Origin of the sequence: Limosilactobacillus reuteri subsp. simiae, assembly GCF_020784875.1 — a bacterium.
Taxonomy (GTDB): Bacteria; Bacillota; Bacilli; order Lactobacillales; family Lactobacillaceae; genus Limosilactobacillus; species Limosilactobacillus reuteri_H.
Genome location: NZ_JAJGUI010000057.1, coordinates 14,557 through 28,985, shown reverse-complemented (window position 1 = coordinate 28,985; position 14,429 = coordinate 14,557). Strand labels below are relative to the sequence as shown.

The window sequence follows — 14,429 nt, the reverse complement described above, 5'->3', positions numbered from 1 at the left end:
ACTACCATCTCGCTCTCTTCCTATTTATTTCCAAAATGTAATGCAGCTGCACCAAAGTTCAATGGTTGATAATGGACTTCCTTAAATCCAACTGCCTTCATCATTCGCGCAAGTTGATGGGCGGAGACGAATTGTTGGCTGGTTTTCTTTAAATATTGATAATCGCGGTAATGTCCACCGGCTAATGAAGCCATCAAGGGGAAGGCTGTAAAGTAAGCTTTCCAGCCGACTTTAATAATTGGATTAGTCGGCTGCGACATTTCCAAGCTAACGAATTGCCCACCTGACTTGAGCACCCGGTAAATCTCACTGAGCGCCTTATCCGCATCTGGAACATTTCGTAAGCCAAAGCCGATGGTGACGATATCAAAGCTATTATCATCAAACGGCAGTGCCATGGCATCCCCTTGGACTAAGAAAAGGTTGCCGATCATCTTTGTCTTTTCTTTAGCAATTTCTAACATTTCTTTATTAAAATCAAGCCCAGTTACTCGTCCGCTAGAGATTCGCTTAGCCAGTGCAATTGCAAGGTCTCCAGTGCCGCAACAAACATCTAAGGCATTATCAGTGGGCTTAATTTGAAGCTGGTTAAAAAGTTCGTGTCGCCATATTTTCTGCGTTCCTAGACTAATCACATTGTTTAATAAGTCGTAGCGGGGGGCTACCCGGGAAAATAAGTTGTTTACTTCGTGTTCATTTAATAATTTATTTGTTTGAACCATGATTTTCTCTTTTCTTTAAGTTATTCTGTAAGCTGCTTCTTTGGTCTAACCAACATAACCAAGATAAAGTTAAGCAGGAGAGTCAAACCAGTAATGACAAAGACCATTTCATAACTAGAAATCCCCGAGATGAATGACCCAAGAATTGATCCTAACACTGCACCTGCAGCCTGGAAAGATTGATTATAACTAAAGATCCGGCCAAATGCTTCGGTTGGAACATCAAGAGTTAAGACTGTTTGGGTAGCAGGCATTAACGCTGCATTTGCCAAACCAAGCAAGAAACGCCAGAATGCCAAGGCCCATGGAGATTTAGTAATGGTCATTGGGATAAAAAGAATGAACGCCGTGAGAATCCCAATCTGTAATACTTTTTCTGGTCCAATTCGGTCCATCGTGTGACCAACCTTTGAAGCGGCAAGCAATGTTCCTAGTCCTGGCGTAGCAGCGACAATCCCGGCGACAAAGGCCACATTACCATGACCGCCCATCAATTGCCGAACATATAAACTGATAATTGGATCGATTGACATTGTAGAAGAAGTAACGATCATTGTGGTTAAAAACATAACAAAAATCAATGGGGGATTATCTAGATTATGAATGATTTCTTTCATTGGCTTCATGGCATCTTTTTTAATTGGGGTAAAGTGTTCTACCGTCAATAGCCACGTACTGAGAAAGACACAAAACATTAGTGCTCCGGTGATGAAGAATGGGATTCGGTACCCAAACAATCCTGATAGGAAACCACCGAGCAAAGGGCCAACCAGATTACCAGCCACCCCTGCAGTAGTCATCGCTGACATTACCCAACCTGATTTATTATGCGGTGTTTCGCCAGCCATTAAAGCAGTAGCGTTATTAATATAGCCGGAAAAAACTCCTTGAAGGAACCGCATGCCAATAATCATCCAGACACTTTGGGCAAAACCAATTGCACAGATTGTACAGGCCATTACTCCCGATGCACGCATACACATCAGTTTTCGTCCTTTGCGATCGGCCAGACTGCCCCAGAATGGTGAAACAATGGCTTGACTAATGAAGGTCACCCCAAATGCTAGTCCTGAGTAAATGTTGAGCTGAAAACGCGTAAAGTTTCCTAATTCTGCAATAAAAAGTGAGATAAACGGCATCGTCATCGAGTAGCCCATCCCGGTGATGAACGCGCCGAGCCAAAGGGTGTAAAAAGTTCGGTGCCAACCGTGAGGAAATTTTCCTCTTGCGACTTCCGAATCCATTGTGATTATCATCTCCTAAAATGATTTGTTCATAAAACTATATTGTAACAAAATAATTTGTAATATGGGGATTACTTCCGAAAATACAAATTAATTTAGCATTCCTTTTAGAAAATTTGCTAATATATTAATGAAGATAAGAAAGGGGAAATCATCTGTGAAAAAGAGGATTGCAGTCTTTTCAGATACGCATGGAAATCTAACAGCGTTGCAAGCAATGTATCGCGATAGCATGGCGCAACATGTTGATGAATATTGGTTTATTGGTGATTTACTGATGCCGGGCCCAAGTGTAAAACCAATTTGGGAAATTTTACAAGAAATGAAGCCGACAGTAATTGTACGAGGAAACTGGGATGACCTAGTTGTGCGTGGTGCTCGCGGGATGATGGATATGGAACGTCCTTCCCACATTTACTTTGCACGGTTAGCTCAGTACGTTGCGGAACATGCTCCTGACGGAATGGTTGATGAAATTGCAAGTTGGCCGATGCACATTACAAAACGCGTGGGTCCCCTTAATTTTGGCATCTCCCATAATTTGCCTTGGCTTAATATGGGTCAAGACCTTTTTCCCACGCAAGTTAGTGAAAATTTTGATAAGCTGTTTAATGTCGCTGGCGAACCAGTTGATGTGGCCATTTATGCCCATGTTCACCATGACCTTTTGCGGTATGGGAGTGATGAACGCATGGTTTTAAATCCCGGAGCAGTCGGCGAGCCATTCAACCACTGGCAACCGCTCCAACGTGATTTACGGGCCCATTATCTAATTTTGGAAGTAGATGATATTGGTTTAGCTGAAACTAGCTTCCGCCATATTGGGTATAGTCGCGATCAAGAAAAACAAATTGCAGATAAGAGCGATTTGCCATACCGTGACCTTTATAAGAAGATGATGGTGACGGGGCGTGCTTATACCCATGATGATGATCTTTTAACTGAATATAATAATCAATATAATTATGCTGACGAATACCGTAAATACGCGAAAAAACTAAATGGTTAAGAAAAGTCAAAAAGTAATGCAAAATCCTTGTATTTTTTGTAAGTATCAGCGATAATATTAAAATGAAAAGAGTTCGCAGATGTTTTTAATTTTAAATAGTAATTGTATAGTAGATAAAGTTTTTAATATAAAAGGAGAACTACTTAATGGCAAAAAAGTCAAAGATTGCTAAATTACATCACCAAGAAGCTTTAGTAAAGAAATACGCTGAAAAGCGCAAAGAATTAAAGGCGAAGGGCGACTACATCGGTTTATCCAAACTCCCTCGTAACTCTAGCGCGGTTCGTCTTCACAACCGTGACCGTTACGATGGCCGACCACATGCCTACATGCGTAAGTTTGGAATGTCACGGATTAAATTCCGTGAACTAGCACACAAGGGTCAAATCCCGGGTGTTCGTAAGGCTAGTTGGTAATTAAATTTTTAAGGAGTTATTGGGAAATGTGTTTCTCAATAACTCCTTTTTAGAATAGTGGATGAAAATTAGGAGTAATAACGGCTTAATTACTCTTTGTTTATACCGTCTAGCCAGTAAATTTTTCGATAATCTTCTAAAAAAATTGACATTTTAGCTTCGTTCGCGATCAATAACTGCTATACTAAGAATAGTAGACGAGTAAAGTCGGGCGGTGGAAATCTAATGAACGAAAAAGTAGTTTTTGATCAACTAAGTAAAGATGTAGCTGATCAAGTACGTGTAAGGCAAACATATAAATACTTTAATGGGACTGATCGTTCTAAAGGCCTTTATGATGAAGCTATTAGAATGGGGGAGGATGTCCTTCAAGAGCATAAAGAAGGATATAATGAACCACAAGCAATGGTCGATCTTGTTGATCAGGCGATCTATAACTCACGAAAAGCATTAAATGGTCAGCAAACTGATAAACATTCTTTAAAAATGCAATTATCACGAGCAGGTCAGTTCTTACGGAGCCAGGAGTTTACTGGTTTACCTATTAAGACACAACAATATTGGGAACGTGAGATTGCAGCAGCCCATAATATTGAAGTGGCTTCAAATACTGATCAAGCCTTAGCTAACAAGACAGCTATTAAGGTTGCGACAATGTTTGATACAATGGAACAGATGCGACCGCAACTAATGAAAGAGGCCGCTCAGCAACGGGCAGCACGGGCTAAAAAGGCTATGGCAGCACGGAAAGAAGCTGAAAAAGAACGGCAAAAGCGTGAAGCTATTCTCGCGAAACAAAAGGCTCTCGCTGAAAAAGCTGCCAAAGAAGATCGAAAAGAAACGAAGAAACCAAAGAAAAAATCTGGTGGTCATCGCGGCTTCTGGTCATTTCTTGGCTTTCATAAAAAGAAAAAGTAATTATAATGGGAGCGAGACAGAAGTCATCCATGACTTCGTCTTCGAGCCCCCGCAAGCAACAATAGGCCTTCAACGTTCGGCTTTGTCGGGCGATGAAGGCCATTGTTGTACTGCGCTGTTCGTATCTTATTGAAGTGGCCTGACTTATGTTACAGTTCATTAATTTAAAATAAGATAGTATGGGAAATTTGATAGGTTAAGGAAACAACATGAAAAATAACTATAAAAGTGTTTTTGACATTATTGGACCGGTAATGATTGGTCCTTCTAGCTCACATACTGCGGGGGCGGTCAAGATTGGTCGAATCGCAAATAAGCTTTTTGGCACGGTTCCACCTAAAGTAACCGTTCACTATTATGGGTCTTTTGCCCAGACGCATCGTGGTCATGGCACAGACTATGCAATTGCAGCGGGATTGCTAGGATTTTCACCAGACGATTCGCGAGTTCCATCGGCGCCAATGATTGCTCGTCAAGGAGGAATGGACCTTCGTTTTGTTGAAGAAGCGGGTGAAAGTCCAATTCACCATCCAAACACAGCTATTCTTCAAATGACTAGTGACAAGACAAAAGTAACAGTTGCTGGCTGTTCAATCGGTGGCGGGGCAATTGAAATCAGGGCAATTAGCCTCGATGGAGTTGATATTTTGCCAGCAGGTCCCTTACCAATTGTTATCTTTCGTGATTATAGTAAACAGATGGCCAATGCACTGGCAATTAATGCTGATTTGGAAGAAAAAGCACCATTTACCCGGCGGCAAGTATTACGGGCAGATGATTGTGATATCTATGTTTACGATATTAAGAAACCAATGCAGCCAGCGACGATTGCTTATTTTGAAAAGAAGTATCCGGCTGCAATTTGTCTTTAGGAGAAAATGATGTATCAAAGTGTTAAAGATTTAGTGCAAACAGCAGAGACGCAGCGAAAACCGCTATCAGAACTAGTGATTGAGGCAGAATGTCATGAATCCGGTCTTAAGCGAGAAGAAGTTTGGCAACGGATGCGAGCAAACTTATTGACGATGCGGGCTGCAATTAAACAAGGTGAAAATGAGCTGGGAGTTCGATCAAAAACTGGTCTAACTGGAGGCGAGGCAATTAAACTGAAAAAATATCGTGCAAAAGGAAAGACCCTCTCTGGCGATGTCATGATGGCTGCTGTAGAAAATGCGATCGCAACTAACGAGGTTAACGCAGCAATGGGAGTCATCTGTGCAACCCCAACTGCCGGTTCATCAGGTACTCTTCCTGGCGCCCTTTTTATGTTAGAACAACGATTAGGCCTTAGTGAAGATCAGATGATTCGCTTCTTATTTACTGCAGGTGGTTTGGGCTTAATTATTGCCAATCATGCGGGAATTGCTGGTGCAACAGGTGGCTGCCAAGAAGAAGTTGGTTCAGCATCGGCAATGGCTGCCGCGGCGGCTGTTGAAGCAGCGGGTGGTACTCCAGAACAAAGTAGTCAAGCATTGGCAATTGCTCTTAGTAATTTGTTAGGTTTGGTATGTGATCCAATTGCCGGTTTAGTAGAAATCCCTTGTGTTAAACGAAATGCGATTGGAGCTGGAAACGCATTGATTGCGGCGGATATGGCACTCGCTGGTTGTACGAGTATGATCCCGGCCGATGAATGTATTTCTGCGCTTGATAAGGTTGGCCGGTCAATGCCAGTTGAATTACGGGAGACGGGTCTCGGTGGACTAGCTGGAACACCAACTGGACAGGCGATTAAGGCGAAAATTTTTGGTAAAGAAATTTAACCTTTTTTAGAATTATTCTAAAATCACTTGCAAATTAGTATAAAAAGATTATACTAAGAATTGTAGTTAAGAATGATTCTAATTTAAGGAGAGGATATACATGAACTTTGTAGGACATGAAATTGAAGATTTTAAGGTAAATGCTTATCATGATGGTGAAACAACCGAAGTATCCAAGAAGGATGTTTTAGGTAAGTGGAGTATTTTCTTCTTCTACCCAGCTGATTTCTCATTTGTTTGTCCAACTGAATTGGAAGCTTTGCAAGATAAGTACGAAGACTTCAAGAAAGCAAATGCTGAGATTTATTCCGTTTCTGAGGATACCGAATTTGTCCACAAGGCATGGGCTCAGGCTTCTGACAAGATTGGCAAGATCAAATATCCAATGCTTGCTGACCCAGCTGGTAAGTTAGCTCGGATGTTCGATGTTCTTGACGAAGACGCTGGTCAAGCATACCGGGGAATCTTCATTGTTGATCCTGATGGTATTATCCAATCCTACACAATTAACAACATGGGAATTGGTCGGAGTGCTGATGAGATTTTACGGACACTCCAAGCTGCCCAATTTGTTCGTGAGCATGGTGACCGTGTCTGCCCAGCAAACTGGAAGCCAGGCCAAGATTCAATTAAGCCAAGTCTTGATCTAGTTGGTAAGCTTTAATTTGGTGAGCTAAATGGCAGAACAACATTTATATGATTTAATCATCGTTGGTGCTGGGCCAGCGGGATTATCTGCTGGCTTATATGCTGGACGTGCGACCCTGGATACGTTGATTTTAGAAGGGGATACTGTCGGCGGTCAGGTAACAACGACCTCGGTGGTTTATAATTATCCAGCTGTCGAAAAAGTCGATGGTACCCAATTGATGAATCAGATGCAAAGTCAGGTAGCTAGCTTTGGAGTTGAAATTCAACATGATGCGGTTGAAAAATTTGATCTTACTGGTGAAATTAAGACATTGATTGGCAAGAGTGGCCAAAAATATACTGCCCGAAGCGTAATTATTGCGACTGGTGCTAATCCTAAAAAGGTTGGCTTTCCCGGTGAAAATGAATTTCGTGGACGGGGAATTGCTTATTGCTCAACTTGTGATGGCGAACTCTTTACCGGCCTTCAAGTCTTTGTCGTTGGTGGGGGATACGCGGCCGCCGAAGAAGCTGACTATTTGAGTCGCTTTGCTAAGCACGTTACTGTTTTAGTTCGTGGCGATCATTTTGCATGTCCTGTATTGACGGCTAAGCGTGCCTTGGATAATCCTAAAGTCAGTGTGAAATATAATACTGAGGTAAAGAAAGTTAGTGGGGATGATTACCTTACTACTGCTACCTTGGTTAATAATAAAACCGGAGAAGAGACGGTTTACCATGTCGATGACGGTGACCAGACATTTGGGATGTTCATTTATATTGGTACGCAACCCGCAACGAAAGCATTAGCTAATATCCTTGATTTGGATGATCGGGGCTATATTATGACGGATGAAAATGGTAAGACAAACATCGATGGCGTTTATGCTGCTGGGGATGTTATCCATAAAAATCTTCGTCAGATTGTGACGGCTGCATCCGATGGGGCGGTTGCTTCCACTGCCGCAGAACGATACATTATTATGCAAAAGGAAAAGCAAGGTATCCCGATTCATGCAGAAACTAATAAAAAACCTGCCAAGACCGTGGGACAGACAAGCGAACTTAGTCAACAAGAAAACACCACGCCACATGAAGAAAACTGGCTACCAGCTGAGATTGACCAACAGCTACAACCAATCTTTGCTCGCTTAACCAAGGATATTAAACTCCAGGTGTTAACCAATGGGACAGAACTTAGCAATCAGTTAGTTAGCTTTGTTGAAGAATTTGCATCTCTTGATAAACACCTGCAGATGGAGACTAAGCCGGCACCAACAGACGTAAAGTACTTGCCACAATTACGCTTGCTTGATGCGGATGGTAATGATACCGGCTTACACTATGCAGGGATTCCAACGGGTCATGAATTAAACTCCTTGGTTCTAGGTGTCTATAACGTTGCAGGTCCTGGACAAACGATTGCTCCAGAAATGGTAGAACGAATTAAGAAACTTGCCCCGACTAAGATTCGGATTGGCGTTTCTTTAACTTGTCATTTTTGTCCTGATGTTGTTGCGGCTTGCCAACGGATGGCTTCTCTCAATACGGGAATTACTGCTACAATGATTGACCTACAACACTTCCCAGAATTACGGAAAGAAAAGAAGATCATGAGTGTTCCGGCAACAATGATCGGGGACGCTCCAGTTATTTTTGGTAGTCAATCATTGGAAGAATTAGTTACAGCAGTTGAAAAATATCATCAAAACTAAGATAAACGAGGATTTAAAGAGGTAAAACTCTTTGATCCTCGTTTTTTTGTTTTGCTAGATTGTATGAATTGAGCGATTGTTATTCCTCACAAAAAAGGCTTTATATCAAACGATAAATAGAAAGTGATGAATAATTAACGATAAAATACTTAGATCTTTTATTAATGACAATCGAAATCAAAATTTAACATTTATGAAATAATGGGATGAAAATCTTTATTTATCAGCATTAAGAAAGGGCGAGATGCTAGAAAACGCCTAAAAACGGCAAAAAACATAAACTTATGTATTGAAATTTATCTAAATCCTGTTATCCTATAAGTGTGGATAAGTTATAAAATTTATCACATGGTAATTATTATAACAATGCGGAGAGCAAGGGTTTATTGCAATGACTTAACACTTATGCAATGCTTGCTTAATTACTTACAGTAATACTCGATGCATTGTCTAAAAAACTGACTTACGATAGTGGTGTCGTAAGTCAGTTTTTTATATGATAGTTTTAAATCATTTATCATCTTGTAATTATAATTATATTGTTTTATTATGTTTGTGAATTGATGCTTAAGCCACATCTATCAACCATCGATCAATGGAATTGATTTGTAAAATTTTTACTCTTCGTTTCTCATTGAGTAACAATTAACCTTCTTTTATTAAAGGGTTGATCAGTAAAATTTTACTGATTGATTTAGGAGGAGTTTATATTGACTGCAAAAAATAATCAGGTTGAACGGTTGACAAAGAATATGCCAATAACACAACACTTTGCCTTGCGTAAGCTTAGTGTTGGGGTAGTATCAGTTTTATTGGGGACAAGTATTGCTCTTGGCCTTAATGGAGAGACCGCCCAAGCTGATGTAAATTCTAATCGAGTAGCTACCCAACCGGCTGCAACTCAAACAACACTACCAGCTGTTATTCCTACGAGTGATCCTCAATCAAACGTTAATCCAACGCCATCAACTAGTGAGAAAACAGCACCAACAACACCGGTTGATGAAACGGCGTACACGGTAACAAATGTTAAAGCAACATCTGAACCGGGAAACGGGACTGATCACACTGGACGAACTAATCTGGCTTTTGATCTTGACCTTGATATTGCTAACCATGAGATTAAATCGGGAAATTATATTAATGTTGCTATGGGTATCCCATATCAGCTGACAGCTAATGATCAGCAGCATATCTTGTCCTATGGGGGTGGGACAAGTCAAACGATGCCAATTAATATTAACTATCAAGCGGCCAGTGGTGAAAGTTATTCAACGGTGATTGGTTATATGCGGCCTGTTTCTACTGCAGACCGGTCATATGCCATCAGTAGCCCAAATTCACAAATTGTTAAGGATCTGCAAGACGTAACCTGGGAAGCATCACAAAACAACAATACTCTTGGTAGCAACGGTAATGGCGGCTCCAATGATTCTTACCAGATCGTCTTTAATGATGAGTTAGAAAATATTAAGACTAAGTATGGCAAGAATAACCTTTCTTTGGCACGCTTGCATTTTAACTTAACGTGGCACAATATTACTGGTTTTGACCTGGATGAGGCACCGTTAGATACTCGCTATTTCCATCTTTATTCCAGTACAGCAACGGCACCAACAATGCTCGTTCCACAAAACGATATTCAAATTGGCAATCGCCGGTTTACTAGTGGTTTCAAGATTCCAGTTGAGGCTGAAGTAAAGCCTGCTGATAACTTTAATCAAACTGTTATTCCACAAAGCAGCAGTGAGTATGCCGTTCATACTTGGTACTATAATCAACAAACCAAGACGTGGAGCATTGGGGATGAAGCTATCCGCTATCCCGATCATGAAGAAGCGGTTGCCCTTGCTACTCAGAGTGAAAGCGGGGTTAAATTAGGAAAGCACTTTACGATTACCGTTACTAAACCTGCTGACAACGATCAGGTTGATTACCAGTTCATCAGTGCTGCAGGGGTTAAAAATGCGCTTGAAAAGAGTATCATTTCCCACTACAAAGACTATGACCTAGATCCCGTTATTGATGCCTCTAGTACCTATGTTACCCGCAAACTGATTTCTACAACGTCTCCTGAAATTACAGTTAAAAGCATAGACTCTAATGATGGCTTAACGAGAACCTATGATGTAACGATTGCGGACGACTATGCTGGTTTTAGGAAAGATACTGGTATTGGACTAATTAGCTGGCGACCAAAAGATTTAAGCGGCGTGCTACCACCTACTAATATTAAGGACCCCAATGCAGATCAAATGTTTACCAAGGGTTATTATCAAGGGGTGGCTTTAAAGGATACCGCTTTACAAAGTTATCTTGAGCAACACCCATGGAAATTGACTGTTACTAACGATCAAGGACAAGAACTAGTCAATCAGGAAGCAGGCTATTACCTCCAGCCGTATGTTTATCGAAATGATATTACTAGTAACAGTGGTACTTTAACTGGAAAAGTAAATAATGTTGAAAATCAGCAAGTTAAAGAAACGATCCACTATGTCTACAAAGACACTGGCAAGGAAGCGGCGCCAACTTATACAACTAAGTTAGGCTTTGCCCGGATTAATAACGATGGTCAATGGCTTGCCTGGACACCAGCTAATGATACATTTGCGGCTGTAGATGTTCCGATAATTGCTGGTTACCACGCGGTCGATGAAGGGGGCAATTCGGTTAAAGCAATTGATGCAATAACCGTTAAACATGATTCTCCAGATGTTGACATCACTGTTTACTATGTGGCCGATCCACAAGCGCTCACCTATACCGTCATTGATAAAGACACTCAAAAAGTCTTAGAAAATCAAGTTCCATTAGCAAACGGCTTAAGTGATGAACCATTGCCAACCGGTACTGCTGCTAAGTATCAACAGGTAATTCAAGGGTATCAAGATAAGGGCTATTATCTAGTTTCTGCCGATAAGTTACCCGCTGCTTTCGATGACAACTCGAGCGTTAACCAAAACGTAACAATCTATGTTGCTAAACGAAATCAACTCCATAGCGAAGAACGGACAGTTACGCGGACAATTACTTACTATGACAAAGATACCGGAGAACAGCTTAATATTTCGCCAGTTAAGCAAGTTGTTAAATTCACCCGGCAAGCGGTAATTAGTGGTCAGGATGGTTCCCTTCTTGGCTACAATCTTGATGGTAAACAGGACAACCATGGTAACTATTTGATTGAAGAAACTAACGGTGACAAGGCCTGGACTCCCGCTACTGGTGAATGGGCAGCGTCGACTAATCCGATTTTGACAGAAAAGGGTTATGAACTCGCTGAAGACGCAAATGGCCGCGTTTACCCATTTGTTGCAGAAGGTCAGCCAACCGCCTTGTCTGGGGATGAAGAAGTAAAAGTCTTTTACCCGGAAAAAGTAATTGTCACTAACGAAGAATTACCGGTCAAGCGGACAGTTAATTATGTTTATGCTAATGGGTCGCGAAAAGGTGAAGTCGCTGCTCCAAGTGTTCATCAACAAGTTACATTTACCCGCTCTAAGAAGGTTAATCAAGTAACTGGGGAAACAAAAGTAGGTGAATGGACTACTAAGGAGAATCAATTTGCTGCTGTTAGTTCACCGGCAATCGAGTACTACACACCGAGTCAAGTAACAGTCGCAGCTATGCAAGCTAAACCGAACGATCCCGATATTACGGTCACGGTAGAATATAAGACTGCTCCTAATACGGTTACTTATACGATTATTGATGATACCGCTGATAAGACACTAGTTGATCACCAATCCTTAACAAGTGGCTTTGCAGATGAAGCATTACCGGCAAGTGCAACCGCTACTTACCAAGGAGCGATTGATCATTATCGGCAATTGGGCTACACGATTGTGAGTGAGGATAAGCTGCCAAGCAAATTTACCCATGTTGACCAAAATGTAGTTGTTCATATCTTGATGAAGAATAGTTTACAAGCAGAACATCAAACAACCACACGAACAATTACCTATTATGACCGTACCACGGGTAAACAGATAATGATTGAGGGAATTACTGAACCGGTTATCCAACAGGCTACCTTTGCCCGACAAGCAATTGTGGCCGGCCCTCACCACCAAATCATTGGTTATACGTTGAATCAACAACGCGATCAGAATGGTAATTACCTGGTTGAAGTCCCACTTGCTAATGCTGATCAAGCATGGAAGTTAGAAAGGGGCGGTTGGCCAGCATCGCCAAATCCAGACCTGCAAAAGTATGGATATGCGGCTCCAGAAGATACAAAGGGTAATCCGTATCCAGTTGTGGCAGATGGTCACCCAACTGCATTAGTGCCGAGTGAAAGTGTTAAAGTATATTATCAACCGCGGATTACATCAAAAGAAGAACAGGCGCAGTCATTACGGACCATTCATTATGTATATGCAAATGGTCCACGAAAAGGTGAAACCGCTGCTCCTGATGTTCAACAAGTAGTAACTTTTGCTCGTTCATTAACGACAAATGAGGTTACGAAGGAAGTTAACCGGGGAGATTGGCATGTATTACAATCGGAAACAATTAAGGCTGGTCAATCAGTAATTGAAAGTGATCCGACGAGTTTTGCGGCAGTAATTTCACCATCAATTAAGGGCTATACTCCAGATCAAACAGTAGTTGCTAGTGAGCTTGCTAGCCAGGGCGAACAGCCGATTGAAGTGACGGTAAATTATACAACTGAACCTCATGAAATTACTTATTCCGTAATTGATGATGCAACAGGGTTAACCCTTATTAATCACACGCAATTAGGATCAGGCTATGCTGACGAACAAATACCACTTGCAATGCGTGAAGACTATCAAAATGTCAGTGCACATTATGAGCAACTTGGCTATAAGTTAGTTAGCCAGGAAACGTTGCCAGCGACATTTGCTGACCATGACTTAAATGTAGTTATTCACTTAACTCATGGAACAGAAAAGGTCACTGACCAACGAATAATTAATGAAGATATTCGCTATGAGTTTGTTGAGGGTGGAATAGCAGCTCCTTCATATCAAGCAGCCCCGATTGTCTTTACCCGCAATGGATTAGCAGATCAAGTAACGGGTAAAACTAGTTGGGAGTCATGGAAACCAGTAAGTGATCACTTTACACCGGTTGTTTCACCATTAGTTGCTGGCTATACTCCTTCAAACCAGCAAATTGATGAACAATATGTGACGGCAGATAGTCAAGACCTTCATTTTATTGTCCTATACTCTAAAGATCCGGTTAAACCGCATCCAACACCTGATGAACCAGATGTACCAGTAACGCCAATTGTGCCGGTAACGCCGGTTAATCCGGAAAAACCAGCTTCATCGTCAAGTGCCGGAAGTACGCCTGCACAGCCGGATAAACCATCGCAGTCCGACACACCAAGTTCTTCAGAAAGCGCATCAACGCAACCAAGCGAGACGCCTAAATCGGATGGACCAACATCATCGGCAGACGTACCGACGTCTTTAGCGGTTCCAAATTCGGAAGAACCAGTTGTTCCAGAAACACCGGCTACACCGACAAGCACTGTAACGCCGCCTTCCGGGATGCCGGCTAGCCAACCTAGTCTGCCAACAAGTACTGTAACAGAAGTAAATTCAACTCCAACCAAGGCAGTAAGTGCGACTGGCGAATCTCCAGTGAATGAAATGCCTGTCTCGGAACCAGTAACTGTCCATGCGATAAAGGGGGATGTTACACCAACTATTGGCAAAACTCCTTCTTCAACTGTATCCAAAAAGTTACCGCAAACAGGTAATCAACACCAGAATATTTGGCGAGTAATCCTTGGCGCATTCCTTGGATTGTTTGGGATTAGTTTAGGTAAGAGAAGAAAAAAGAATAGTTAGGTTTAAAGTTGCAAAAGACCTTATGATTTTTGAGTTAGTAAATTAAATATTTTATGCCCTCTAAATAAAAAAAGAATACTTAGAGAGCATTTTTTTGTAAAAAACATTGATTTTAATTTATCGAAGTATCAGCATTTGAAATAATCTTTTAAGTCAACAACATTTTTAATGAATGCAAATG

At 41.4% G+C, this 14,429-nt stretch carries 10 protein-coding genes; 8 read left to right on the top strand and 2 right to left on the bottom strand.

Features of this window, described 5'->3' with window-relative positions:
- Positions 1-20: 20 nt before the first annotated feature.
- Entirely contained in the window at positions 21-722 is a 702-nt protein-coding gene (gene ubiE / locus LMC10_RS01805) for a bifunctional demethylmenaquinone methyltransferase/2-methoxy-6-polyprenyl-1,4-benzoquinol methylase UbiE (protein WP_229268776.1), read from the bottom strand.
- 20 nt (positions 723-742) lie between these two features.
- The gene (locus LMC10_RS01800) at positions 743-1,978 is read right to left on the bottom strand and encodes an MFS transporter (RefSeq protein ID WP_229268775.1); all 1,236 of its coding nucleotides are present in this window, start codon (positions 1,976-1,978) and stop codon (positions 743-745) included.
- 118 nt (positions 1,979-2,096) lie between these two features.
- Between LMC10_RS01800 and LMC10_RS01795 the strand changes: the two genes are divergently transcribed.
- The 8 genes from LMC10_RS01795 to LMC10_RS01760 all read left to right on the top strand — a co-directional run bounded on the left by LMC10_RS01795 (position 2,097) and on the right by LMC10_RS01760 (position 14,248).
- Entirely contained in the window at positions 2,097-2,975 is an 879-nt protein-coding gene (locus LMC10_RS01795) for a metallophosphoesterase family protein (protein WP_229268774.1), read from the top strand.
- Positions 2,976-3,121: 146 nt separating this feature from the next.
- Positions 3,122-3,391 carry a 30S ribosomal protein S14 gene (gene rpsN, locus LMC10_RS01790; RefSeq protein ID WP_003667006.1) on the top strand — a complete coding sequence of 90 codons (270 nt, stop codon included), beginning with the start codon at positions 3,122-3,124 and terminating at the stop codon, positions 3,389-3,391.
- A gap of 225 nt (positions 3,392-3,616) precedes the next feature.
- Positions 3,617-4,309 carry a hypothetical protein gene (locus LMC10_RS01785; RefSeq protein WP_229268773.1) on the top strand — a complete coding sequence of 231 codons (693 nt, stop codon included), beginning with the start codon at positions 3,617-3,619 and terminating at the stop codon, positions 4,307-4,309.
- Between the two features lie 209 nt (positions 4,310-4,518).
- Positions 4,519-5,181 (top strand): serine dehydratase beta chain, encoded by a 663-nt coding sequence (locus LMC10_RS01780; RefSeq protein WP_229268772.1) that lies wholly within the window; start codon positions 4,519-4,521, stop codon positions 5,179-5,181.
- Between the two features lie 9 nt (positions 5,182-5,190).
- Positions 5,191-6,072 (top strand): L-serine ammonia-lyase, iron-sulfur-dependent, subunit alpha, encoded by an 882-nt coding sequence (sdaAA, locus tag LMC10_RS01775; RefSeq protein WP_229268786.1) that lies wholly within the window; start codon positions 5,191-5,193, stop codon positions 6,070-6,072.
- A 100-nt stretch (positions 6,073-6,172) separates the two neighbouring features.
- Positions 6,173-6,736, top strand: a complete 564-nt coding sequence (gene ahpC, locus LMC10_RS01770; RefSeq protein WP_229268771.1) for an alkyl hydroperoxide reductase subunit C — start codon at positions 6,173-6,175, stop codon at positions 6,734-6,736.
- Positions 6,737-6,749: 13 nt separating this feature from the next.
- The gene (locus LMC10_RS01765) at positions 6,750-8,417 is read left to right on the top strand and encodes an FAD-dependent oxidoreductase (RefSeq protein WP_229268770.1); all 1,668 of its coding nucleotides are present in this window, start codon (positions 6,750-6,752) and stop codon (positions 8,415-8,417) included.
- Between the two features lie 710 nt (positions 8,418-9,127).
- On the top strand, positions 9,128-14,248 hold the full coding sequence (locus LMC10_RS01760) for a mucin-binding protein (protein ID WP_229268769.1): 5,121 nt from the start codon (positions 9,128-9,130) through the stop codon (positions 14,246-14,248).
- Positions 14,249-14,429: the final 181 nt, after the last annotated feature.

Excerpts from the sequence above, each read along its gene's own strand:
- ubiE (WP_229268776.1), bottom strand. The coding sequence starts at position 722 with ATGGTTCAAACAAATAAATTATTAAATGAACACGAAGTAAACAACTTA.
- LMC10_RS01800 (WP_229268775.1), bottom strand. The coding sequence starts at position 1,978 with ATGATAATCACAATGGATTCGGAAGTCGCAAGAGGAAAATTTCCTCAC.
- LMC10_RS01795 (WP_229268774.1), top strand. The coding sequence starts at position 2,097 with ATGAAGATAAGAAAGGGGAAATCATCTGTGAAAAAGAGGATTGCAGTC.
- rpsN (WP_003667006.1), top strand. The coding sequence starts at position 3,122 with ATGGCAAAAAAGTCAAAGATTGCTAAATTACATCACCAAGAAGCTTTA.
- LMC10_RS01785 (WP_229268773.1), top strand. The coding sequence starts at position 3,617 with ATGAACGAAAAAGTAGTTTTTGATCAACTAAGTAAAGATGTAGCTGAT.
- LMC10_RS01780 (WP_229268772.1), top strand. The coding sequence starts at position 4,519 with ATGAAAAATAACTATAAAAGTGTTTTTGACATTATTGGACCGGTAATG.
- sdaAA (WP_229268786.1), top strand. The coding sequence starts at position 5,191 with ATGTATCAAAGTGTTAAAGATTTAGTGCAAACAGCAGAGACGCAGCGA.
- ahpC (WP_229268771.1), top strand. The coding sequence starts at position 6,173 with ATGAACTTTGTAGGACATGAAATTGAAGATTTTAAGGTAAATGCTTAT.
- LMC10_RS01765 (WP_229268770.1), top strand. The coding sequence starts at position 6,750 with ATGGCAGAACAACATTTATATGATTTAATCATCGTTGGTGCTGGGCCA.